We start from the raw sequence: 22074 nt of genomic DNA on the forward strand, positions 1-22074 counted from the left end.
CGCCGGGGTGTCCTGGACGAGCGGTTCCTTGACGACGGTGGTCATGAGCGGCCTCCGAGGGCGACGGCGGTGGCGGTGCGGGCGCGCAGGCCCCGGACGAGGGAGCGGGCCCGCTGGAGCGGGGTGGGCGGCGGGGTGCGGTCGGCCCCGCGGGCGAAGTACCGCTCGACGTAGTACTGGCCGATCGACAGCACGGTGGTCAGCAGCACGTACCAGACGGTGGCGACCATCAGCAGCGGCACCACCCGGCCGGTGCGGCCGTACACCACCTGCACCTGGTAGAAGAGTTCGCCGATCGCCATCACGTAGACCACCGAGGTGCCCTTGAACAGGGAGATCACCTCGTTGGCGGCGGACGGCAGGATGCCGCGCATCGCCTGCGGCAGCACGATCCGCCGGGCCTGCCGCCAGCGCGGCACGCCGAGCGCCGCGGCCGCCTCGCGCTGGCCGGGGTCGACGGCGATGATGCCGCCGCGGATGATCTCGGCCGCGAAGGCGGCCTGGTGCAGCCCGAGGCCGAGCACGGCCGCGCCGAGCGCGCCCAGCACCCCGACCGTCTCGAAGTCCCCGAAGGTGGGGCCGAACGGGATGCCGAAGCCGAAGCGCTTGTAGAGGTAGGAGAGGTTGAACCAGAAGACCAGCTGGACGATCAGCGGGATCGAGCGGAACACCCAGACGTAGGCCCAGGCGACGGTCTGCAGGATCGTGCTGCGGGAGAGCCGCATCGCGGCCACCACGGCACCCAGCAGGAAGCCCAGCACGGTGCCGTACGCGGTGAGTTCGACGGTGCGGCCGACCGCCCGCAGGATGGTGTCGGCGGAGAAGTAGACCCGGAAGGTGGCCCAGTCCCAGCCGGGGTTGGTGGCCAGGCCGTGGGCGAACTGGGCCAGCACGACGAGGGCGGCGAGGCCGGCCGCCCAGCGCCAGGGGTAGCGGGCGCGGACGGTGCGCAGGCCGGCCAGTTCGCCGAGGTCGAGCGGGGCGGTGGCGGGCGCGCGGTCGGGTTTCGAACGGGCCGGGGCGACGGTGGTGGTGGCGGTGGTCATGGGGGACTCCTCCCGGGGGGACAGGGGATCACGCGTGCTCGGGCGGGCTGATCAGGGACTCCTTGACGGCCGAGTCCGTCACTCCCCACTTCTTGAGGATCCGGTCGTAGGTGCCGTCCTTGATCAGCTCGTTGACGGCCGCCTGGAAGGCCGGGGTCAGCGCCGAGCCCTTCTTGAACGCGAAGCCGACGTCGAGCCGGTGGAACTCGCCCAGGAACCTGGTGCCGGAGGCCTCCTGCGCGGCCTGGTAGCGCAGGCCGTTGATGGTGGACATCACGACGTCCACCCGGCCCTGCTGGAGGCTGGTCAGGGTGGCGCCGTTGTCGCTGAACGCCTTGACCTCGTAGGGCTGCTTCCCCGCGTCGGTGCAGACGTTCTTCTTGGCGTTGAGGGTGGTCTCGAAGGTGGTTCCGGCGCCGGTGCCGATGGTCAGCCCGCACAGCTGGACCAGGTCGGTGACCGGCTTGACGGCGGTGTTGTCCTTCTTGACCGCGAAGCCCTGGCCGTCGTCGATGTAGGTGACGAAGTCGATGGTCCTCAGCCGGGCCGCGGTCACCCCGAAGTTGCCGGTGCCGACGTCGTACTTGCCGCTGTCGAGCGCGGGCAGGATGGTCTCGAACGCCGCCTCCTCCCGCCGCACGGTCAGGCCGAGCAGCCGGCCGACCGCGTCGCCGAAGTCGATGTCCACCCCGGCGGCCTTCTTGGTGGCCTGGTCGGCGTAGAACGCCGAGGGCGGGGCGCCGATCGAGGAGCCGAACTTCACCGTCCCGGCGGCGCGGACGTCGGCGGGCAGCAGCGCGGCGGCGGTGTCCGACTTCTTGAGGCCGGAGACGAGGTCCTCGGCGGCGGCGGAGACGGCCGGCCCGGCGGAGCCGCCCGCCGCGGTGCCGGTGCTCGGGTCCGAGCTGCACGCCGCCAGGGCCAGCACCGGCAGCAGGGCGGTGGCGGCGAGCAGCCGGGGGCGGGCGGTGGTGGTTCTCACGGAAGTGCCTTTCGGGAGGTGCGGGGGCGGTGCGGGCAGGACGGGGGGACGGGGGGCGGGCGGATTCAGGGCAGCCGCTTCTCGAACGGCAGTGGTCCGATCGTCAGAGGATCGGCGTCGACGTCGAACTGCGGGGTGTAGCCGGCGGCCAGGTACAGCCCCCTGGCCTCGGGCTGGCGCGGGCCGGTGGTGAGGAAGATCCGCCGGTAGCCGGCCCCGGCGGCGGCCCGCTCCAGCTCGGCCAGCACCCGGCGCGCCAGCCCCCGGCGACGGTGCGCCGAGGCCGTCCACATCCGCTTCACCTCCGCCGTCCGCTCGTCGTACCGCTTGTACGCGCCGCCGGCCACCGGCTCGCCGTCCTCCAGCAGGAGCAGCAGCAGGCCGTGCGGCGCGGTCCAGCTGTCCGCCGGGTAGCGGGTCATCTCCTCGTGCGCCTCGGGGCCGTAGCGGCGCACGTACTCCTCGGTGAGCTCGCGCACCAGCGGCCCGGCGAGCGGGTCGTCGATGCCGACCCGGCGGACCTCGACGTCGAGCGCCGGCGCGCCGCTCACGCCTGGGCCGCGATCAGCTGGTGCCGGTCGTGCTCGGCCCGCGCGGCCCGCTCGGCCTCCGCCGCCGCCTCGGCCGCCGCCCTGGCCGCGTCCCGCTTGGCGACCTCCTCGCGCACGATCGGGATGACGTACCGGCCGAAGTCGATCGCGTCGTCCACCAGGTGGTAGCCGCGGGCGGAGAGGATGTCCACGCCCAGGTCGTAGTAGTCCAGCAGCGCCTGGGCGACCGTCTCCGGGGTGCCGACCAGCGCGTTGGAGTTGCCCGCCCCACCGGTGGCGGCGGCGGTCGGCGTCCACAGCGCCCGGTCGTAGCGCTCGCCGGCCTCGGCGATCTCCAGCAGGCGCTGCGAACCGGCGTTCTCGGGCCCGGAGCCGGCCGGGCGGCTGCGGCGGACCAGCTCCCCGCCCTCGCGCCGGGCCTTGATCGCGGCGACCGTCCGGTGCGCCTTCTCCCAGGCCAGCTCCTCGGTCGGCGCGATGATCGGCCGGAACGCCACCTGGATCCGCGGCGCGTCCGCCCGCCCGGCCTGCCGGGCCGACTCCAGCACCCGCTCGATCTGCTCGGCGGTGCGGGCCAGCGGCTCGCCCCAGAGGCAGTAGATGTCGGCCTCGGCACCGCCGGCCGCGTACGCCGCCTCCGAGGAGCCGCCGAAGGAGACGCCCGGCCGGGGCTGCTGCACCGGGAAGACGTCGGAGACGAAGTCGTGGAAGCGGTAGTGGGTGCCCTCGTGGTCGAAGGGCTCCCGGCTGGTCCACGCCTTCTTGACGATCCGGATGTACTCCCGGGTCCGGTCGTAGCGCTCGTCCTTGGTGAGGAAGTCGCCCTCGCGCTGCTGCTCGTGGTCGTTGCCGCCGGTGATGAAGTGGACGGTGAGCCGGCCGTCGCTGATCCGGTCCAGGGTGGCGAAGGTCTTGGCGGCGAAGGTCGGGTACGAGACGTTCGGGCGGTGGGCGAGCAGGATCTGCAGGCGGTCGAGGCGGGAGGCGATGAACGCGGCGGCGGGCGCCGGATCGGGCGAGCCGGAGCCGTAGGCGAACAGCACCCGGTCCCAGTCGTGATCCTCGTGGGCGCGGGCCAGCTTCAGGGTGTAGTCGCGGTCGAACGCGGCCGTGGTGCGGGCGGTGGTCTCCGTACCGTCGGCGGTGGCGGCGATGCCGAGGAATTCGACGGGCATGGTGGCGGAACCTTTCGGATCGTCCGCAGGCCGGCCGGAGGCGGGCGGCCGGCCGGTGGGTGCGGGAACGGGGGACGGCAGGGGGCACCGCCGGCCGGCGGCCGGGGGCGGGAGGGCCGTGCGGAAGCGGGACGGCCGTACGGCGTCGGGAGGGCCGTGCGGGAACGGGAGTGTCGTACGGGAGCGGGAGTGTCGTACGGGAACGGGAACGGAGCAGCGGCGGGCACGTGACGGCCCGGGCGGTGCGGAGGACTGCCGGAGCGCAGCGGGGCGGGGAGGAAGAGAGGTGGGCGGCAGCGCGCGGCCGACGGGCCGTCAGGAGATGACGGCCGTCCCGGCCCGGGGCGGGGCACCGAGGGAGGTCGCTCCGGAGGAGGACGGGGCCGGACGGGCGGCCCGCTGCCGGGTCAGCCGCGACACGCCGCGGACCACACCCGACCGAAGTCGATGTGGTCGCGGGTGACCAGGGGCTGCTCGGCGTACATGGCCTCAAGTTGAGCAGTGAACCCCGCACCCGTCAACCGTCCACCATTGCCGCTCTGTTGCGATCTCCTGTCGCCACGCGACGCCTCCCCCGCCCCGGCCGCCCCGTCGCCGGCGGCCCTTGACACCCGCCGATCGCGCACGCGTACGATCGAAAGCGGAGTGCAGTGCCCCGCCGGACGCGTTGAGGGACGCGGGCCGGCCGCAACGGCCGTACGTGACCACGCCGTACCCCGCCCCGTGCGCCCGCGCGCACCCCGCGTCTCCGCCCTCCCGCCTGGAGCCTCCGCATGGCCACCCCGCCGGACGTCCTGCCCGCCCCCTCCTCCCCGCCCGTTCCCCCGGTCCCACGCCCGGGCGGCACCACCGCAGCACCCGCCACCGCCCCCGACGTCTCGGCCGCCACCGCCCGGATCGTCCCGCGCCGCCGTACCGGCCAGTGGATCTCCGCCGCCGTCGCCCTGCTGCTGTTCGCCATGGCGGTCAACTCCCTGGCCCGCAACCGGGCGTTCCAGTGGGACGTGGTCGCCGACTGGTTCACCGCCACCTCGGTGATGAACGGCCTCACCCTGACCCTCTGGCTGACCGCCGTCACCCTCGCCCTCGGCTTCGTGCTCGGCACCGTGCTCGCCACCATGCGGCTGTCCGCCAACCCGGTGCTGCGCACGCTCAGCTGGACCTACATCTGGATCTTCCGCTCCACCCCCGCCCTGGTGCAGCTGCTGCTGTTCTTCAACATAGGCGCGCTGTACCCGACCCTCGGCCTGGGTGTCCCGTTCGGCCCTGAGTTCGTCACCGTGCGGACCGTCGACCTGTTCGGCCCGACCTTCACCGCCGTGGTCGGACTGACCCTGCTGGAGGCCGCGTACGCCGCCGAGGTGGTGCGCGGCGGCATCCTCTCCGTCGACCGGGGCCAGCTGGAGGCCGCCGCCGCGCTCGGCCTCGGCCGGTGGCGGGTGCTGCGCCGGATCGTCGTCCCGCAGGCGATGCGCTCGATCGTGCCGACCGCCGGGAACATGCTGATCAGCGCGCTCAAGGGGACCAGCATCATCAGCGTGCTGGCCGTCTCCGACCTGCTCTACTCCGTCCAGCTGGTCTATCTGCAGTCCTACCAGGTCATCCCGATGCTGATGGTCGCCACCCTCTGGTACGTGGTGATCACCACCGTGCTCTCGGTCGGGCAGTACTACGTCGAACGCCACTTCGCGAAGGGCGCCACCCGCGAGGGCCTGCCGCCCACGCCGCTGCACCGGGCCCGCGCCGCGTACCGGCGGCTGCGCGCCGTCGCGGACCAGGCCGCCCCGTCGGACACGACCGGTGGGGAGGCTGCCCGATGAGCGCCGTCCTGGTCGTGGTGGGCGCGGGGCCGCGCGGCACCGGGGTGCTGGAGCGGATCGCCGCCAACGCCCCCGAACTGCTGCCCGCCGACCGGCCGTTGCACATCCACCTGGTCGACCCGCACCCACCGGGCGGCGGCCGGATCTGGCGCCACGAGCAGTCCCCGCTGCTGCGGATGAACTCGATGGCGGAGGACGTCACCATGTTCACCGACGAGCGCTCGACCCTCGACGGGCCGGTCCGCCCCGGCCCCTCGCTGGCCGAATGGGCCGCGCGCCCCGAGGACTTCGCCCCCCACCGGGAGATCGCCGACCCCGCGCTGCGGGCCGAGCTGCGCACCCTCGCACCGACCGACTTCCCCACCCGGCGGGCCCAGAGCGCCTACCTGGACTGGGTGTTCCGGCGCGCCGTCGCCGACCTGCCGCCGCACGTCACGGTCACCGTCCACCGGGACACCGCGCGGCGGATCGAGGGCCCGCCGGACGGCCCGCAGCTGGTCCACCTCTCCGACCGGGTGCTCACCGCCGACCACGTCGTCCTCACCCTCGGCCACCTCGACTCCTCCCCCGACCCCCGCTACGCCGCCGACGCCGCCTTCGCCGCCCGGCACGGCCGCTTCCACCTGCCGCCCGCCCACTCCGCCGACGTCGCCGCCGAACTGGAGCGCATCGCCCCCGGCGAGCACACCGTGCTGCGCGGCTTCGGGCTCGCCTTCGTCGACCTGGTCTCGCTGCTCACCGAGGGCCGCGGCGGGCGGTTCGAGGAGACGGCCGACGGCGCTGGCGGCCTGGTCTACCGGCCCTCGGGCCGCGAACCGGTGGTCCACGTCGGCTCGCGGCGCGGCGTCCCGTACCACTCCAAGACCGGCTACCGCCTGGCCGGACCGCCGCCGCCGTTCCCCCGGTACTTCGACGCCACCGCCGTCGACGAACTGCTGGACCGGCCGGGGACACTGGAACTGCGGCGCGACGCCTGGCCGTTGATGGCCAAGGAGATCGCCTTCGGCCACTACCACGAGCTGTTCCACGCCCACCCCGGGCGCACCGCCCTGCCCTGGGCGGAGTTCCTCGCCGGCCTCGACGCGCACCCCTGGGCGTCCCCCGGACTCGGCGCGCTGGTCGAACGCGCCGTCCCCGACCCGGCCGACCGGCTCGACCTCGAACGCCTCGACCACCCGCTGGCCGGACTGGAACTCGGCTCCGGCGAGGAACTCCAGCGCTACCTGCGCCGCTACATCGCCGAGGACGCCGACCGGCGCGCCGACCCCGCCCACAGCGCCGACCTCGGCGCCTTCCTCGCCCTGCTCTCGCTGTTCGGCCAGCTGCCCCGGATCCTCGCCTCCGGCCGGCTCACCGCCCGCTCGGTGGGCGAGGAGGTAGACGAGTGGTTCTTCGGCTACTTCAGCTACCTGGCGTCCGGCCCGCCCGGCTTCCGGCTGCGGCAGCTGCTCGCGCTCTCCGAGGCCGGGGTGGTCCGCTTCCTCGGTGCGGGCGTCCGGGTCGAGCGGGACGAGCGCACCGGCAGCTGGCTGGCCTCCGGCACCACCGTGCCCGGCCGCACCGTGACCGCCACCGCGCTGGTCGAGGCGTACCTGCCCAAGCACGTGCTGGCCCGCACCCGGGACCCGCTGCTGCGCGAACTGCACCGGGAGGGGCGGATCGTCGAGGAGGTGGTCACCGACCCCGAGCACACCCACCGCTCGGGTCTGCTCACGATCCGGCCCCGGGACGGCCTCGTGCTCGACCCGGCGCTCGGCGGGGAGCCGCATCCGCGGCGCACCGCGCTCGGCCCGCACACCAGCGTGCGGGCGGCGGCCGCGTTCGCCCGGCCGCGCACCGACTCGCCCGGCTTCCGGCAGAACGACGCGGCGGCGCGGGCGCTGCTGGGCGCGCTCGCCGGGGCGGGGGCGGCGGCGGAGGTGGTGGCGGCGGAGGTGGTGACGGCGGCCGTGTAGACGCTCCGCCGTCGGGCCGCGTCACGGCCCGTAGATCTCCTCCACCAGGTCCTCGGCCGTGACGTGGTCCGGCGCGGCGAGGATCCACTCGCCGATCCGCTTGATCCCGGTGCCCCGTTCCAGCGCGTCCAGACAGGCGTCGGCCTCCCGCTCCGAGGCGAACTCCCAGGCCAGCACGCGGCGGATCAGCACCAGCGCCTCGGCCGGGTGCATCCGCGGCCGCTTGCCGGGCTTCGGCCGCCCGGCCGGGGCCGCCGCCAGCCGCTGCTGCTGGGCGGCGAGGTCCTGCCAGGCGCGCGCGGTGAGTGGGTGCTGCTCGCCGAGGACGGCGGCCAGCTCCGGCAGCAGGGTGCGCAGCTGGAGCACCGCGGCCTCCGGGTCGCCCCGCTCGGCCGTGTACACCGCCAGGTCGTGCCGCGCCTGGAACACCCGCGGATCGTGCGGGCCCCAGACGGCGTGCAGCTCCGGCAGCAGTTCGGCGAGCCGGCGCATCGCGCTGATCGTCTCGCCGCTCTCGCCGATGCACCGGAGCAGGTGGTAGCGGGCGGTGAGGCTGTCCGGGTCGGACGGGCCGAGGGCGCGTGCCAGGTCCTCGGCGACGGTGGACAGCAGCCGGATCGCGCCGTCCAGGTCACCGGTGCGGCTCAGGAACCAGGCGAAGTCGCGCCAGGCGGCGAGGGTCTCGCGGTCCGCGGGGCCGAGCGCGGCCAGCGCCTCCTGGGCGAGGGCGTGGAGCAGGCCGGCGGCCTCCTCGGGCGTCGCCGCCCGGTGCGCGGCGCTCCGGCGCTCGCTCAGGGCGGAGCGGACGGTGTCGTGCGGGGTCGGCGGCACTGCGCCCTGCGGCGGCGTGGTGAGCGGGGGCAGCACGGGCGGCCCGAACACCACGGGCGGCGGCAGCACCGGTGCGAACACGACGGGCGGCGGGAACACCGGCACCGGCGGGACGAGCACCACCACCGGCCCGAACCCCGGCTGCTCGGCGGGCGCCTCCACTGCGGGCGCCTCCGCCACCGGCTCCTCCGGGCCCGTCCGCCCGGGGGCACCGCCCTCCAGCTCCGCGAGCCGCCGCTCCACCGTCCGCGCGTCCGCCGGCCGGTGCTCCGGGTCCTTCGCCAGCAGTTCGGTGACCAGTCCGGCCAGGTCCGCCGGCAGCCCGAACTCCGCCGGGTCCAGCGCCGGCGGCGGCGCGTTCAGGTGCTGGTACATCAGCACCGGCGTCGAGTCGCCGCTGAACGGCCGCGCCCCGGTGCAGAGTTCCACCAGCACGCAGCCGAAGGCGTAGAGGTCGGCCCGGCCGTCCACCCGGCCGCCGGTCCAGCGTTCCGGCGCCATGTACGCGGGGCTGCCGACGACCGTCCCGGTGGTGGTCAGCCCGCCCGCTCCGATGTCCAGCTGGGCGATGCCGAAGTCCAGCACCTTCACCGCGCCGGCGTCGGTGACCATGATGTTCTCGGGCTTGATGTCGCGGTGCACCATGCCCGCGTCGTGGGCGGCGGCCAGCGCGGAGCAGATCTGCCGCCCCCAGCGCACGCTCCGCTCCGGACCGGGCGGGCCGTCCCGGAGCACCGAGGTCAGGGTGCGGCCGGTGATCAGCTCCATCACCAGGTACGTCACCCTGCGACCGCCCAGCTCACCCTCGCCGAGGTCGTGCACCGTGACGATGTGCGGGTGCGAGAGGTTGCCCGCCGCGGTCGCCTCGCGGACGAACCGCAGCGCGGCCTTCTGCTGCTCCTCGCCGTGGTGGTTGATGACCTTGACCGCCACCGGGCGCCGCATCCGGGAGTCGAAGGCCCGCCACACCACACCGAAGCCGCCCTGGCCCAGCCGCTCGACCAGCTCGTACCGACCGTCGAGCACGTCGCCGATCATCACCCGCCCCACCCCCGCACTCGTGCCGCCTCCGCACTCTATCCACGGGACGGCCCGCTCCGGCCGTCCCTTCGTCCGCTCTTTCTCCGCCCTCCACTTCCGGCCTTCCCCCACCTCTCCCCTGCCGCGCCCGAGTGCCCTGGTGGGAGGATGGCAACGGGCCCGCGACGACGCGCGGACCGCACGCACAGCGAGGAGCGCAGTCATGGCCAAGCAGGCCCCGCAGAGCGATCCGGCGCAGGACGCCCCCCGGGTGTCCGCGCCCCAGCACGCGGCCGCCGGGCTGCCCGCGGTCGGCCACAGCCTGCGGATGGCCGCCGAGCAGATGGGTGCCCGCCGCACCCTCAGCACCCTGCTCAAGGTCAACCAGCCCGACGGCTTCGACTGCCCCGGCTGCGCCTGGCCCGAGCCGGGCAAGACGCACACCGCCGAGTTCTGCGAGAACGGTGCCAAGGCCGTCGCCGAGGAGGCCACCGAGCGCCGGATCCGCGCCGAGTTCTTCGCCGCCCACCCGGCCGCCGAGCTGGCGGAGCGCTCCGGCTACTGGCTCGGCCAGCAGGGCCGGCTCACCGCGCCGATGCTGCTCGACGAGGGCGCCACCCACTACACCCCGATCTCCTGGGACGACGCCTTCGCGCTGATCGCCGAGGAGCTGCGGGCCCTGGACACCCCGGACGGCGCCGCCTTCTACACCTCGGGCCGGACCAGCAACGAGGCCGCGTTCGCCTACCAGCTGTTCGCCCGCCGGCTCGGCACCAACAACCTGCCGGACTGCTCCAACATGTGCCACGAGTCCTCCGGCTCGGCGCTCACCGAGACCCTCGGGGTCGGCAAGGGCAGCGTCAGCCTCAAGGACCTCTACCAGGCCGATCTGATCATCGTCGCGGGCCAGAACCCGGGCACCAACCACCCCCGGATGCTCTCCGCCCTGGAGCGGGCCAAGCGCGCCGGCGCCACCATCGTCAGCGTCAACCCGCTGCCCGAGGCCGGTCTCGAGCGGTTCAAGAACCCGCAGCAGGCCCGCGGACTGGTCGGCCACGGCACCAAGCTGACCGACCTCTTCCTGCAGATCCGGCTCGGCGGCGACCTCGCCCTGTTCCGCGCCCTGAACCAGCTGATCCTGGAGAAGGACGCCGTCGACCACGCCTTCGTCGCCGAGCACGGCCACGGCTTCGAGGAGTTCGCCGCCGAGGCCCGGACCACCTCCCGCGAGGAGGTGCTCGCCGCCACCGGCCTGCCCTGGGAGCAGATCGAGGAGCTGGGCCGGATGGTCCTCGCCTCCGAGAAGGTCATCGTCTGCTGGGCGATGGGCCTCACCCAGCACAAGCACTCGGTGCCGACCATCCGCGAGGTGGTCAACTTCCTGCTGCTGCGCGGCAACGTGGGCCGCCCCGGCGCCGGCGTCTGCCCGGTGCGCGGCCACAGCAACGTCCAGGGCGACCGGACGATGGGCATCTTCGAACGCCCGTCCGCCGCGTTCCTGGACGCGCTCGGCCGCGAGTTCTCCTTCGAACCGCCGCGCGAGCACGGCTTCGACTCGGTCGACACCATCCGGGCCATGCGGGACGGCCGGGTCGGCGTCTTCTTCGCGATGGGCGGCAACTTCGTCGCCGCCACCCCGGACACCGAGGTCACCGAGGCGGCGATGCGCCGCTGCCGGCTGACCGTGCACGTCTCCACCAAGCTCAACCGCTCGCACGTGATCACCGGCGCCCGCGCGCTGATCCTGCCCACCCTCGGCCGCACCGACCGGGACATCACCGCGCACGGCGCCCAGTTCGTCAGCGTCGAGGACTCCATGGGCCAGGTCCACTCCTCGCGCGGCGGCCTGCGCCCGCCGGCCCCCGGCCTGCTGTCCGAGGTCGCCATCGTCTGCCGCCTCGCCCGCGCCGCCCTCGGCCCGCAGGACACCGTGCCGTGGGAGGACTTCGCGTCCGACTACGACACCCTGCGCGACCGGATCGCCCGGGTCGTGCCCGGCTTCCAGGACTTCAACGACAAGGTCCGCCGCCCGGGCGGCTTCACCCTCCCGCACGGCCCGCGCGACACCCGGACCTTCCCGACGGCGACCGGCAAGGCCAACTTCACGGTCAACCCGCTCACCGCGCCCGAGGTGCCGGAGGGGCGGCTGCTGCTGCAGACGCTGCGGTCGCACGACCAGTACAACACCACCATCTACGGCCTCGACGACCGCTACCGCGGCATCCAGGGCGGGCGGCGGGTGGTGCTCGTCAACCCGGCCGACGGCGCCGATCTGGGCCTTGCCGACGGCCAATACGTCGACCTGGTCAGCGAGTGGAAGGACGGCGTGGAGCGCCGCGCCCCGCACTTCCGCGTCGTCCACTACCCGGTGGCCCGGGGCGGCGCGGCCGCGTACTACCCGGAGACGAACGTGCTGGTGCCGCTGGACTCGACCGCGGACATCAGCAACACGCCGACGTCCAAGGCCGTCGTGATCCGCTTCGAGGCCGACAGTGGAGCCTGATCCCGCTGTCCTTCACCCCATGCCGGAGCAGCCCCGCGTGGTGCTGCTCCGGCCGCTGGTGAAGTCCCCGCTGATCGAGGTCGGGGAGTTCACGTACTACGACGACCCGGACGACCCGACGGCGTTCGAGACCCGCAACGTGCTGTACCACTACGGGCCGGAGCGGCTGGTCATCGGACGGTACTGCGCGCTGGGCACCGGCGTGCGCTTCATCATGAACGGCGCCAACCACCGGGTCGACGGGCCGTCCACCTTCCCGTTCCCGATCATGGGTGGCTCGTGGGCCGCGCACTTCGACCTGCTGACGGATCTGCCGAACCGGGGCGACACGGTGGTGGGCAGCGACGTCTGGTTCGGCAACGGCGTGACGGTGATGCCCGGCGTCCGCATCGGCCACGGCGCGATCGTGGCGACGGGGAGCGTGGTGACGGCGGACGTCCCCGACTACGCGGTGGTCGGCGGCAACCCTGCCCGGGTGATCCGCTCCCGGTACAGCGAGGACGAAATCGCCCGCCTGCTGGCCATGGCGTGGTGGGACTGGCCCACCGAGCACATCACCGGGCACGTCAGGACGATCATGTCCGGCACCGTCGAGGAGCTGGAAGCCGCCGCCCCTGCTTAGGAAGTCGGCCTGACCGACCTCTCATCTCCGCCACCCCTCTCATCCGGCTGCCCCTCGCTCGCTCCGAGCGAGGGGCAGCATTGGAAACGGGGAGTGGGAAGTCGGCGGTTCCGACTTCCCACTCCCCGCCGACCAGAGGCTTGCAGGGTGGCTGGCCGCTCGCTCGGCCCGAGCGAGCGGCCAGCCATGTCAGATGTGGTGGTCGAGTTCGCCTGCCTTGACGAAGTCGAGGAGGTTCGTGAAATTTGCACGGGTCGCGCAGAGTACGAGATCGCCTTCGTCGGACTCACGCAGCTCCACCCACCCATCCACCACGCGAACCTCGACACACGCGTTGCTCGAACCCGAGTGGCTGGACTTCTGCCATTGGTGATTGAACACGCCGTCCTTCCCCGTACCGGCTTGCGGCCCCTCGCTCAGCCCGAGCGAGGGGCCACAAGAAGCTGAGCGTGGTGGTCGAGTTCGCCGGCCTTGATGGCGTGGAGGAGCGCGGCTACGGCGGCAGGGGTGGTGCGGAGGATGGTCTCGCCGTCGTCGGACTCACGAAACTCCAACCCGTCGGCGGCTGCACGGACCTCAACACACTCGTCGTGCGCGCCGCTGTAGCTGGGTTTCTGCCATGCGCCGTTTGCCATGATCGCTGTTCACTTCCTTCTCACGGACTTGATGCAGGAAGTCGGACGCGCCGACTTCCCAGGTTGACCGATCAGCGGCTGGACATCTGCGGCAGAAGGCAACAGGACGTTCCGGCTGCGGAAGCACGGAGTAGGAAGTCGGCGAGTCCGATTTCCTACCCCCCGACTTGCAGGTTGCTGGCCCCTCGCTCGGGCCGAGCGAGCGGCCAGCCATGTCAGATGTGGTGGTCGAGATCGCCGGCCTTGATCGTGGCGAGGAGATCCGCGAAAACGGCGGGCCCCGCTGCGAGGACCAAGCCAGGCGCATCGGATTCGCGGAGCTCAACCGCCTCGATGCCGACCCTGACCTCGACACACTCGTTGTTCGAGGCGCTGTAACTGGACTTCTGCCACTCAGAGCTAGGCATGTCCGCTCTTCACTTCCTTCATGACGGATCGGATGAACTCACGCGAATCGGCTTCACCGAGAGCGGTCGAGTCGAGACGCGAGAAGATGACTCGATGGGTGGCCAGGTCTGCTTGTGAGTCGAAGAAAAGGGCTCCTTGGGACACATCCATCTCGATGGCATCGAGTTCGGGAACCGGCCCTTCGGCGAAGGTCAGGTTCTCGCCCGACCCCGGGAAGGTGTCGAGGGCGAACGGCACCACTCGCACAGAGATTCCAGGGTGCTCGGAGTCGTTGAGAAGAGCACCGAGCTGGTCAACAAGCACCGCCGAGCCACCGAACTGCATCCGCAACGCGGCCTCGTGGATGAAGGTTCGCAACGGCGTGGAACCTGACCGAACGATCTCCTGCCGACGAATTCGAAAGGCAGTCCTGGCTTCAACATCCCTGGCTGGGAGCGGTGGAAACATCCGAGCAAAGACCGCGGACGCGTAAGCACTGGTCTGAAGCAGCCCCGGAACGTACGCGGTGGTACAGAACGTCAACCTCTTGGCATGTGCTTCAAGCTCGGCAACCTCCAGGAAATCGATCGTCAGGACACCCCGATAGTCTTCCCACCAGCCCTTTCCTCGCTCCGAAGCCATCTCTGCGAGAGCGTCGATCAGCGGCCCATTGGCGCACCGGCACGCCGAGGCGACCATCCGCAGCCGCTCTGGACTGACGCCGATCTTCGCCATCTCCATCTGTGTCACCTGGGCCGGGCTGATGCCGAGCTTCCTGGCGAGCTCGCTGCCACCGAGCCCTGCCTGCTCCCGCATGCGTCGCAGCTCACTTCCGAGGCGACGTTGACGGAGGGTCGGATTTGGGCGAAGGGCCATGACGTCCTCTCTCACGGGGGCGGGATCAGTGTGCCGCGCGCCCGGCGGGCCGGTCCAACTACGGGTCGACCACACGGTAGGGGGAACTTTCTCGCCGATACCTATAAATAGAGGTGCTGTCGGCTATGGTCTACATCACAGCGATCCGACGGGTCGTCAGTAATGCCTGTTCATCAGGGCAGTAGGCGCATGCTGCCCTCTTGCACCGCAGAGCAGCCAGTCCGGGCTGGCCTCGTTCACAGTGACGCGTCCGTCGACGCTCCCTCTCCCTCGCCCTCCCTCTGGAGGTTCGCCATGCGTGCCTGCAACCCGCCCGACTGCTCCGCCGTCCGGGCCGAACTCCGCTCCCTCCTCCGCACCGCCGGGTGGCCGCCGGACAGCATCGCCGACGCCGAACTCGCCTTCCAGGAACTGTTCGTCAATGCGTGGCAGCACGGAGGCTGCCCCGCCCCGGCCGTCCTGGTCTGCCTGCGGCCGAGCACCCTGCGCGTCGCCGTCTGCGACGACTGCCCCGAGCTGCCCGAACCCCGGATCTCCGCCGACCCCTACGCGGTCTCCGGGCGCGGACTCCACCTCGTCAGCGCCCTCGCCGACCGCCTCGGCGTCGACCCCACCAAGACCGGCAAGGTCGTCTGGTTCGAACTGGACTTCGCCGCGTGAACACCCCCATCGACCCCCACGACCGCATCCTGCGCACCTACACCGAACCCGAGGTCACCGCCCTCCTCCGTGAACTCCACGAACGCGGCAGACCCCTCGGCCTGCGCTGGGGCTCCGCCGCCGTCTCGGACCCCACCATCGACGGCCGCCTCCTCGTCGACTTCGGCGACGCCCCCGTCTCCACCCTCCTCAACCTCCTCACCCTGCTGCGGGAGGTGCCCCGGGAGTGAGCACCTTCCTCGTCGGCGCCGCCTTCGCCGTCCTCCTGGCCCTCGCGATCGCCACCGTCGTCACCGGCGTCGTCACCGCCCTGAAGATCGGCCCGCCCCCACCCCAGATCACCCGCCACGGCCACTGGGAACCCCACACCCACCCCGACGGCACCACCGAACACACCTGGACCCCCCACCCGGCCGACCAGCAGCCCCACGACCGCCACCGCATACCCAAGTGACCCCCTCCGGGAGTGGGAAGTCGGCCGCTCCGACTTCCCACTCCACCAGCGGCCGCCGCTCGGTCCCGGTGGCTCCCTTGCACACAGCGGGGAATCACTGCGGGAGATCCCGGACGCAGGAAGTCGGCAGCATCGACTTCCCACTCCTCCCGGCCTCGTCCTCACCAGAAGGGCGGCAGCGTTCCGGTGGCCCTTGCCGCGCAAGGACCACCGGTTGACTGCCCCTCGCTCGGGCCGAGCGAGGGGCAGGAGGTAACAACCCGGGCGAACCAACTCCACCCACCTCCTGCTCCCCTCGTGGCCCCTTTGCCGCTCGCAAAGGGGCCACCGAAACGAGAACCCCAGAGGTGGTGAGAGGCTGCCGCTCGCTCGGACCGAGCGAGCGGGACCCCGGGCAGTCGTCCACGGCAGTCGGATCGTGGAGTGGGAAGTCGGCGCCGGCGACCTCCCACTCTCGGGTCGCTTCTGAGACCCGACCTGCGGTGGTCCGGCTATCGGTTCCCGGTCGTACCGAAGCTGCTCAGGCGAAGCCGACCTCGGTGAAGCAGCAACCGCCGCGCTCGGCAATGGGCAGGACCGGGCCCGGCATGAGCCGCGGGGCGTGGCGGAAGTACTGACGGAATCCCGACGCGCGGAACTTCAGGTCGAACAAGTGGCCCTCGATGTGCCATTGCTGCCAGTCCTGCTTGCCGTCGTCCGGCACCAGCCGGTGCACGTCGGCGATCTCCAGTTCCGGGTGCATGTCCTTGAAGCCGAGGCCGCCCTCAAGGTCCCAGACCTGCTCGAAGACGAGCGTCGCGGGGGCGACCCAGAAGGAGAAGGTCTTGGCAGGCCTGACCGGGTGGACCCAGCGGACAATGTAGTCGAGATCGAGCAGGAGCCTCGGCAGGATGTCATCGGTCTGCTGCACGTGCAGACCGTGGACGGTGGCGTCGTGCCAGCCCATATCCTCGAAGTCGGCATCACTCCAGACACTCTTCGAGAGACCTGATTCCTGGTGGCTGTTCATACCTGCATCCAACCAGGGCCGTCCACCTTGAGCTCATGCCAGATCGGCGTCAGGAGAACCCGGCATTGGGCCTCACCGGCAGGACGGCCCCTTGCTGCGCAAGGGGCCACCGGAAGAGGAACCCTTGGGGTGGGCAGTCAGGATCGCCGACTTCCCAGCCCAAAGTGGTGAGGGGTGCCGCTCGCTCGGACCGAGCGAGCGGCAGCCCAGGTAGCGGTCCACGGCAGTCGGATCGTGGAGTGGGAAGTCGAACCCATCGACTTCCCACTCCGAGCCCGGCTGAGGAGCTCCGAAAAACTGGCTGTACGCGGGAAGTCGACCGTTCTGACATCTCACTCCACCACCGGCACAGCTCGGTCCCGGTCGCTCCCTTGCCGCTCGCAAGGAAGCCACCGGACAAAGCCCCGGGAGCAGGAAGTCGGCGGTTTCGACTTCCTGCTCCTGCCAGCTTTGGTCCTCACAGAGAGGGACGGCGGCATTCCGGTGACCCCCTTGTCGCACAAGGGGGCCACCGGAATGAGCAGTGGCAAGCTCACGCAGCTACGGGCCGGGCAGTGAGCCGGTCAGCCCCGACCTCATCGCGGGCGGCAGGTCAGGGGTGGCTGCCCCTCGCTCGCCCGAGCGAGGGGCAGCTATCAGGTGAGGTGGTCCTACCTTGGAGGCCGGCGTGGGAAGTCGGAACCGCCGACTTCCCACGCCGTGGAGACGCATCTCGACCCTGGTGGCTCCTTTGCCGCCCGCAAGGGAGCCACCAGAGCAAGCCTTGGAGCAGGAAGTCGGCAGCATCGACTTTCCACTCCCCCCGGCCTCGCCCTCACCAGAAGTACGCCGGTATCCGGTGGCCCTTGTGCGACAAGGGCCACCGGATACCGGCTATCACGGTCTGCCCCCGACCGCAGGAAGTCGGTCTCGTCGACTTCCTGCTCCACCTGCTCCTGGATCTCGCTGGGAAGCGGCGGGTTGTGAGTGGCTGCCCCTCGCTCGGGCCGAGCGAGGGGCAGCCGGACGACGAACCTCGGGCGGGAAGTCAGGACCACCGATCTCCCGCTCCAAGGTGGTGAGGGGGTGCGGTCCAGAGCGGTCGGGCTCGGAAGGACCGGCCGCACGTGGAAAAGTCGAGGGTTCCGGCATCTTGCTCCCCCACTGGCGCAGCTCGGTCCCAGTGGCTCCCTTGTCAGCCCCGCTGTGGAGGAGTAGGAAGTCGGTCTCGTCGACTTCCTACTCCTCCAGGACCCCTACCTCACCCAGTTCGGTACTGGATAGCTGGGGCTGGGAAGTCGACGACTCCGACTTCCCAGTCCCGGCCCGCTGCGGAGGTCGTTGGCCAGCGGTGCGCGCTCGGCTCGCGGGAACGACCGGAGCGGTGGTCGGAGTCAGCGCGGGGAGTAGATCCGGTGCCCCTTGCCACCAGCAAGGGGCACCGGACAAAGACCGCACAGGAAGTCGACCCGACCGACTTTCCACTTCGAGCCGACCGGCGGAGGCTGCTGCTCGCTCGCCCGAGCGAGGGGCAGCCCGAGCTGGAGATGGCTCGTGGTGCGGGAAGTCGACGGCACCGACTTCCCGCGCCGCACTGGCTCGGGGGACGGCGATCAGGTGTAGAGCCTCAGGAAGCCGGTGATCAGCTCGGGTGGGTTGGCGGCCGTGGTGGCCTCCTCCTCCCAGCCCGGGGAGTCCATGTCGAACACCACCACCGGCAGCGGGCGGCCGAAGATCCGCTCCACCTCGCCGCTCTCGTTGAGCCGGCGGGCGAGGTCGATCACGCTCGCGTGGAAATGCCGCCGCAGCCCGTTCGCCCTGGCGGCCACCGCAGGGTCGTCCAGGCGTCGGTCCAGGTCGAACGGGCCGTCGTACCAGAGGCCGAGGCGCCCCGCCTCCGCCTTCCACAGCGCGCCGCCGGCCTGGTCCTCGGGCACGTTGCCGAGCCGGTCGAAGCCGTCGAGGATCCAGTGGGCGTAGAACCACCGGGCCTCGTCCCGGTCGGTCTCCGCCGCCACCTGGTACTGGCTCTCGGTGTTGTGGCCGATGTCGACGTACGGGCGCCGGTCGTCGGCGTCCACCCGCCAGATGTTGAGCGCGAGGACGTAGACCTCGCCCCTCACCGGCTCGGGCAGGCGCTCCAGGATGCCCGTGCTCGCCCGCAACAGATGCGCCCCGAACGTCTCCACGCCTGTCATGGGGCGAGCCTCCCACGCGACCGCACCGGCAAAGGCGGCAGGGCCGGGCTCCCGGAGACCTCCGGGAGCCCGGCCCTGCCGAGAGGTCAGTGCTGGTTCGGCGGGAGGGTGCCCGTGCTGGTGCCGGAGGCCGTCGCCGACGCGGTACCGGAGGCCGTGGCCGCGGCGGAGCCCGAAGCGGTGGGCGAGCCGGTGCCGGTCGGGGTCGAGGTCGGAGTGCCCGTCGGGGTCTCGGTGGGCGTGCCGGTCGGGGTACCCGTGGGGGTGCCGGTCGGCGTCCCGGTGGGCGTACCCGTCGGTGTCCCGGTCGGCGTACCCGTGGGCGTGCCGGTGGGCGTACCCGTCGGAGTCCCGGTCGGTGTGGTGGTCGGCGTGCCCGTCCCCGGGTCGGTCGGCGTCCCGGTCGGCGTCCCCGTGGGGGTGCCGGTCGGGGTGCCCGGGTTGGACGGGTCGGGCGTGCCCGGCGTCGGCGTACCCGGCACGGGCGTGCCCGGAGCGGTCGGCGTGCCCGGCAGGGCCGGAACGACCGGCGGGACCACGGTGCCCTCGGGAACCGGCGGCTGGTTCAGCGGGCTGGACGCGATCGGCGTGACCGCGTCCCAGCCGGCCGGCAGGTCCGGCACCTTCCAGGTGCCGCCCGCCTCGTCGGCGGCGCCGCTCGGGTCCGGCCGGACGGCGCCGAGGATCGGGTTCGCCCCGATCGGCCCGACCTTGACGTACGACCCGGGCCGCGGCGCGTGCACGACCAGCCCGCCGCCGATGTACATCGCGACGTGCGTGGCGCCCTCGAAGTAGATGACGAGGTCCCCGGGCCGCATCTGGTTCAGCGGGATGTGCTGGAGCTGCGCCCACTGCTCCTGGCTGGTGCGCGGGATCGGCTTGCCGGCGTGCAGCCACGCCTGCGAGGTGAGCCCGGAGCAGTCGAACACGTCCGGCCCGGCCCCGCCCCACACGTACGGCTTGCCCAGCTGGGCGAGCGCGAAGGCGACGGCGGCCCGCCCGGCCAGCGAGGGGGTGCGCTCGCCCTGGCCGAGCACACCGGAGGCGAGGAAGGCGAGCTGGGCCTCGTCGGCCTTGGCCTTCTCGACCTGCTCCAGTTCGGCGCGCTGCGCCCCGGTGAGCGAGGAGACCAGCTGCTCGACGGCGGCGAGGTCGGCGGCGACCTTCGCCTTGGCCGCGTCCTGCTGGCTGACCAGGGTCTGCGAGGTGCCGAGCGCCTCCTCGTTCTGCTTCTTCAGCACGCCCAGGGCGTCCCGGTCGGAGGTCAGCTTCGCGAGGAACTCGTTCTGCGAGCGGCTGGCGGTGGCGAGCAGCTCGGCGATGGTGACGGCCTCGTACGGGTCCTTGGAGAGCAGCAGCTCGGCGTAGGCGGACGCGGCGCCGTTGCGGTACTGGGCGGCGGCGAGCTGGGACGCGATGTCGGTGCCGGCGTCGACCTGCTTCTCCTGGCGCTCCAGCTTGGACTTGAGCTCGGCGAGCGAGGCCTGCTGCTCGGTGACCTTGGTGACGGCCGCGTTGTACTGCTCGGTGGCGGCCTCGGCGCCCTGGTAGAGCGAGTGCAGCTGGTCCAGCAGCGGGCCGAGGGTGGCCTTGGCGGCCGCCAGCGGGTCGCCGCCGGGGTCGGTCACCGGCGCGCCGGGCGCGGTGGTGCCGGGGACCGGCTGTGCGGGGTCGGCCCAGGCCGCACCCGCGGCCAGCGGCAGCGCGAGCGCGGCGGCCGCGAGGACCGCGCCGCAGCGCAGTGCGGCCCGTACCCAGGCCGGCTGTCCGCCGCCGCGGCTGCCCGCCCGTCGTCCGTCCGTCGGTTCCGCCCGTCGTACGCCGCCGCCCATGGGTCCCGCCCTCCCCGCCCGTCCCTGCTCCGGGGTCCCCGGACCTCCGCAGATCCTGCCATGGGTTACTCGCCGGAAACAGACCGCACCCGTACGGCTCGATGAATTTTTCGCCCCGGCTGTGAGACAGCTCTCAGCAAAACGGGCGAACCGGGCGGATCTCCACTAATGTCCAGCTCAGCGCGGTCGTGGACACCCTGCGGAAAGGTCTCGGCCACCCCCAGGTCACCATCGGAACCACGATTCCGACGCCTGTTCACCTTCCGTTCATCCAGCATCCCTACGGTCGCGAACGACGCCAACGTCTGTGCGACAACTACGACGATTGTTTGGGTATGGAACACATCTCGTTCCTGGTGGCCGTTGTGATCATCACGGCGCTCGCCTTCGACTTCACCAACGGGTTCCACGACACCGCCAACGCGATGGCCACCTCCATCGCCACGGGAGCCCTCAGGCCGAAGGTCGCGGTCACCATCGCGGCCGTCCTCAACTTCGCGGGTGCGTTCCTCTCCGTGAAGGTCGCCACCACCATCTCCGGCGGCATCGTCAACGAGAAGGCGGGCATCCATCCGGAGATCATCTTCGCCGCACTCGCCGGCGCGATCCTCTGGAACCTGCTGACCTGGCTGCGCGGTCTGCCGTCCAGCTCGTCGCACGCGCTCTACGGCGGCCTGATCGGCGCCACCGTGGTCGGTGTCGGCGTCAACGGCGTCAACTTCGACACCGTCGTCAGCAAGATCCTCATCCCGGCCGTCGCCTCCCCGCTGGTGGCCGGCCTGGCCGCCTGGGGCGCCACCAAGCTCGCCTTCGCGATCACCCGCAAGAGCAAGGACGAGGCCGTCGGCAAGGGCTTCCGCACCGGCCAGATCTTCTCCTCCTCGCTGATCTCGCTGGCGCACGGCACCAACGACGCCCAGAAGACGATGGGCATCATCACCCTGACCCTGGTCTCGGTCGGCGCCCTGCCGAAGGGCGCGCTGCCCCCCACCTGGGTCATCGTCTCGGCCGGCGCCGCGATCGCGATCGGCACCTACATGGGCGGCTGGCGGATCATCCGCTCGATGGGCAAGGGCCTCGCGGACATCACCCCGCGCCAGGGCTTCGCCTCCGAATCGGCCGCCGCGACGGTCATCCTGACCTCCTCGCACATGGGCTTCGGCCTCTCCACCACCCAGGTCTGCTCCGGCGGCATCATGGGCGCCGGCCTCGGCGGCCCGAAGGCCGAGCTGCGCTGGGGCATGGTCCGCCGCATGGTCTACACCTGGGGCCTGACGCTGCCCGCCGCCGCCACCGTGGGCGGACTCGCGGCCTTCCTCGCCGAGCAGGGCAACTGGGGCGTGGCGCTGGTCGGCGTCGCCCTGGTGGCCGGCTCGGGCGCGATGTGGGTCATCTCCCGCCGCCAGCCGGTCGGGGCGGACAACGTCACCTCCGACGACGTCACCGAGGTCGCCGACGTCACCCCGGTCGAGGTCGGCCCGGCCGCGCCCGCCACCCCGACCCCCGCCTCGACCACGGTCGCGGCCTGACCGCCGCCGG

20 protein-coding genes are annotated in these 22074 nt (G+C 72.1%); 8 read left to right on the forward strand and 12 right to left on the reverse strand.

Going from position 1 to position 22074, the window contains the following annotated elements:
- Window positions 1-41: 41 nt before the first annotated feature.
- From BLU95_RS15560 to BLU95_RS15575, 4 genes are all read right to left on the reverse strand, one after another.
- Complete coding sequence (locus BLU95_RS15560; protein ID WP_093860542.1) at window positions 42-1046, reverse strand: amino acid ABC transporter permease; 1005 nt, start codon at window positions 1044-1046, stop codon at window positions 42-44.
- Between the two features lie 28 nt (window positions 1047-1074).
- Entirely contained in the window at window positions 1075-2028 is a 954-nt protein-coding gene (locus tag BLU95_RS15565) for an ABC transporter substrate-binding protein (protein WP_093860543.1), read from the reverse strand.
- Window positions 2029-2093: 65 nt separating this feature from the next.
- On the reverse strand, window positions 2094-2579 hold the full coding sequence (locus BLU95_RS15570; RefSeq protein ID WP_093860544.1) for a GNAT family N-acetyltransferase: 486 nt from the start codon (window positions 2577-2579) through the stop codon (window positions 2094-2096).
- A complete protein-coding gene (locus BLU95_RS15575) occupies window positions 2576-3754 on the reverse strand; it encodes an LLM class flavin-dependent oxidoreductase (protein WP_093860545.1) in 1179 nt (392 codons plus the stop codon). Before BLU95_RS15575 ends, BLU95_RS15570 begins: the two co-directional genes overlap by 4 nt.
- 773 nt (window positions 3755-4527) lie before the next feature.
- Between BLU95_RS15575 and BLU95_RS15580 the strand changes: the two genes are divergently transcribed.
- Both BLU95_RS15580 and BLU95_RS15585 read left to right on the forward strand, forming a co-directional pair.
- Window positions 4528-5574, forward strand: coding sequence for an amino acid ABC transporter permease (locus BLU95_RS15580; protein ID WP_093860546.1), 1047 nt, complete (start codon window positions 4528-4530; stop codon window positions 5572-5574).
- The gene (locus tag BLU95_RS15585) at window positions 5571-7529 is read left to right on the forward strand and encodes an FAD/NAD(P)-binding protein (protein WP_093860547.1); all 1959 of its coding nucleotides are present in this window, start codon (window positions 5571-5573) and stop codon (window positions 7527-7529) included. The genes BLU95_RS15580 and BLU95_RS15585 overlap by 4 nt, the downstream gene beginning before the upstream one ends.
- Window positions 7530-7550: 21 nt before the next feature.
- On the opposite strand, the gene BLU95_RS15590 is transcribed toward BLU95_RS15585, so the two are convergent.
- Window positions 7551-9398 (reverse strand): serine/threonine-protein kinase, encoded by a 1848-nt coding sequence (locus BLU95_RS15590; RefSeq protein ID WP_159424895.1) that lies wholly within the window; start codon window positions 9396-9398, stop codon window positions 7551-7553.
- 205 nt (window positions 9399-9603) lie between these two features.
- Between BLU95_RS15590 and BLU95_RS15595 the strand changes: the two genes are divergently transcribed.
- Complete coding sequence (locus BLU95_RS15595; protein WP_093860549.1) at window positions 9604-11883, forward strand: FdhF/YdeP family oxidoreductase; 2280 nt, start codon at window positions 9604-9606, stop codon at window positions 11881-11883.
- A gap of 19 nt (window positions 11884-11902) precedes the next feature.
- Complete coding sequence (locus BLU95_RS15600; protein WP_093860550.1) at window positions 11903-12505, forward strand: CatB-related O-acetyltransferase; 603 nt, start codon at window positions 11903-11905, stop codon at window positions 12503-12505.
- A gap of 189 nt (window positions 12506-12694) precedes the next feature.
- On the opposite strand, the gene BLU95_RS15605 is transcribed toward BLU95_RS15600, so the two are convergent.
- The 4 genes from BLU95_RS15605 to BLU95_RS15620 form a co-directional block, all read right to left on the reverse strand.
- A complete protein-coding gene (locus BLU95_RS15605; protein ID WP_093860551.1) occupies window positions 12695-12886 on the reverse strand; it encodes a DUF397 domain-containing protein in 192 nt (63 codons plus the stop codon).
- Between the two features lie 35 nt (window positions 12887-12921).
- Window positions 12922-13140: a DUF397 domain-containing protein gene (locus tag BLU95_RS15610; protein ID WP_093860552.1), complete on the reverse strand. Its 219-nt coding sequence runs from the start codon at window positions 13138-13140 to the stop codon at window positions 12922-12924.
- Between the two features lie 215 nt (window positions 13141-13355).
- Entirely contained in the window at window positions 13356-13547 is a 192-nt protein-coding gene (locus BLU95_RS15615) for a DUF397 domain-containing protein (RefSeq protein WP_093860553.1), read from the reverse strand.
- Complete coding sequence (locus BLU95_RS15620) at window positions 13540-14403, reverse strand: helix-turn-helix domain-containing protein (RefSeq protein WP_093860554.1); 864 nt, start codon at window positions 14401-14403, stop codon at window positions 13540-13542. The genes BLU95_RS15615 and BLU95_RS15620 overlap by 8 nt, the downstream gene beginning before the upstream one ends.
- 294 nt (window positions 14404-14697) lie before the next feature.
- Here BLU95_RS15620 and BLU95_RS15625 point away from each other — a divergent pair, with 294 nt between their 5' ends.
- The 3 genes from BLU95_RS15625 to BLU95_RS15635 are packed head-to-tail and all read left to right on the forward strand — an operon-like array spanning window position 14698 to window position 15517.
- The gene (locus BLU95_RS15625; RefSeq protein WP_093860555.1) at window positions 14698-15063 is read left to right on the forward strand and encodes an ATP-binding protein; all 366 of its coding nucleotides are present in this window, start codon (window positions 14698-14700) and stop codon (window positions 15061-15063) included.
- On the forward strand, window positions 15060-15293 hold the full coding sequence (locus BLU95_RS15630) for a hypothetical protein (RefSeq protein WP_093860556.1): 234 nt from the start codon (window positions 15060-15062) through the stop codon (window positions 15291-15293). The genes BLU95_RS15625 and BLU95_RS15630 overlap by 4 nt, the downstream gene beginning before the upstream one ends.
- A complete protein-coding gene (locus BLU95_RS15635; protein WP_093860557.1) occupies window positions 15290-15517 on the forward strand; it encodes a hypothetical protein in 228 nt (75 codons plus the stop codon). Before BLU95_RS15630 ends, BLU95_RS15635 begins: the two co-directional genes overlap by 4 nt.
- A gap of 520 nt (window positions 15518-16037) precedes the next feature.
- Here the strand turns inward: BLU95_RS15635 and BLU95_RS15640 are convergent.
- From BLU95_RS15640 to BLU95_RS15650, 3 genes are all read right to left on the reverse strand, one after another.
- Window positions 16038-16526, reverse strand: a complete 489-nt coding sequence (locus BLU95_RS15640; protein ID WP_093860558.1) for a hypothetical protein — start codon at window positions 16524-16526, stop codon at window positions 16038-16040.
- Between the two features lie 1592 nt (window positions 16527-18118).
- Window positions 18119-18703 carry a hypothetical protein gene (locus BLU95_RS15645; RefSeq protein WP_159424897.1) on the reverse strand — a complete coding sequence of 195 codons (585 nt, stop codon included), beginning with the start codon at window positions 18701-18703 and terminating at the stop codon, window positions 18119-18121.
- Between the two features lie 86 nt (window positions 18704-18789).
- Window positions 18790-20535: a C40 family peptidase gene (locus tag BLU95_RS15650; protein WP_231978581.1), complete on the reverse strand. Its 1746-nt coding sequence runs from the start codon at window positions 20533-20535 to the stop codon at window positions 18790-18792.
- A gap of 335 nt (window positions 20536-20870) precedes the next feature.
- Here BLU95_RS15650 and BLU95_RS15655 point away from each other — a divergent pair, with 335 nt between their 5' ends.
- Window positions 20871-22064 carry an inorganic phosphate transporter gene (locus tag BLU95_RS15655; protein WP_093860560.1) on the forward strand — a complete coding sequence of 398 codons (1194 nt, stop codon included), beginning with the start codon at window positions 20871-20873 and terminating at the stop codon, window positions 22062-22064.
- Window positions 22065-22074 lie beyond the last annotated feature (10 nt).

The organism is Streptomyces sp. TLI_053 (assembly GCF_900105395.1).
Taxonomy (GTDB): Bacteria; Actinomycetota; Actinomycetes; order Streptomycetales; family Streptomycetaceae; genus Kitasatospora.

Excerpts from the sequence above, each read along its gene's own strand:
- BLU95_RS15585 (WP_093860547.1), top strand. The coding sequence starts at position 5,571 with ATGAGCGCCGTCCTGGTCGTGGTGGGCGCGGGGCCGCGCGGCACCGGG.
- BLU95_RS15640 (WP_093860558.1), bottom strand. The coding sequence starts at position 16,526 with ATGAACAGCCACCAGGAATCAGGTCTCTCGAAGAGTGTCTGGAGTGAT.
- BLU95_RS15620 (WP_093860554.1), bottom strand. The coding sequence starts at position 14,403 with ATGGCCCTTCGCCCAAATCCGACCCTCCGTCAACGTCGCCTCGGAAGT.
- BLU95_RS15575 (WP_093860545.1), bottom strand. The coding sequence starts at position 3,754 with ATGCCCGTCGAATTCCTCGGCATCGCCGCCACCGCCGACGGTACGGAG.
- BLU95_RS15650 (WP_231978581.1), bottom strand. The coding sequence starts at position 20,535 with ATGGGCGGCGGCGTACGACGGGCGGAACCGACGGACGGACGACGGGCG.
- BLU95_RS15560 (WP_093860542.1), bottom strand. The coding sequence starts at position 1,046 with ATGACCACCGCCACCACCACCGTCGCCCCGGCCCGTTCGAAACCCGAC.
- BLU95_RS15625 (WP_093860555.1), top strand. The coding sequence starts at position 14,698 with ATGCGTGCCTGCAACCCGCCCGACTGCTCCGCCGTCCGGGCCGAACTC.
- BLU95_RS15645 (WP_159424897.1), bottom strand. The coding sequence starts at position 18,703 with ATGACAGGCGTGGAGACGTTCGGGGCGCATCTGTTGCGGGCGAGCACG.
- BLU95_RS15595 (WP_093860549.1), top strand. The coding sequence starts at position 9,604 with ATGGCCAAGCAGGCCCCGCAGAGCGATCCGGCGCAGGACGCCCCCCGG.
- BLU95_RS15655 (WP_093860560.1), top strand. The coding sequence starts at position 20,871 with ATGGAACACATCTCGTTCCTGGTGGCCGTTGTGATCATCACGGCGCTC.
- BLU95_RS15610 (WP_093860552.1), bottom strand. The coding sequence starts at position 13,140 with ATGGCAAACGGCGCATGGCAGAAACCCAGCTACAGCGGCGCGCACGAC.
- BLU95_RS15600 (WP_093860550.1), top strand. The coding sequence starts at position 11,903 with ATGCCGGAGCAGCCCCGCGTGGTGCTGCTCCGGCCGCTGGTGAAGTCC.
- BLU95_RS15615 (WP_093860553.1), bottom strand. The coding sequence starts at position 13,547 with ATGCCTAGCTCTGAGTGGCAGAAGTCCAGTTACAGCGCCTCGAACAAC.
- BLU95_RS15580 (WP_093860546.1), top strand. The coding sequence starts at position 4,528 with ATGGCCACCCCGCCGGACGTCCTGCCCGCCCCCTCCTCCCCGCCCGTT.
- BLU95_RS15590 (WP_159424895.1), bottom strand. The coding sequence starts at position 9,398 with ATGATCGGCGACGTGCTCGACGGTCGGTACGAGCTGGTCGAGCGGCTG.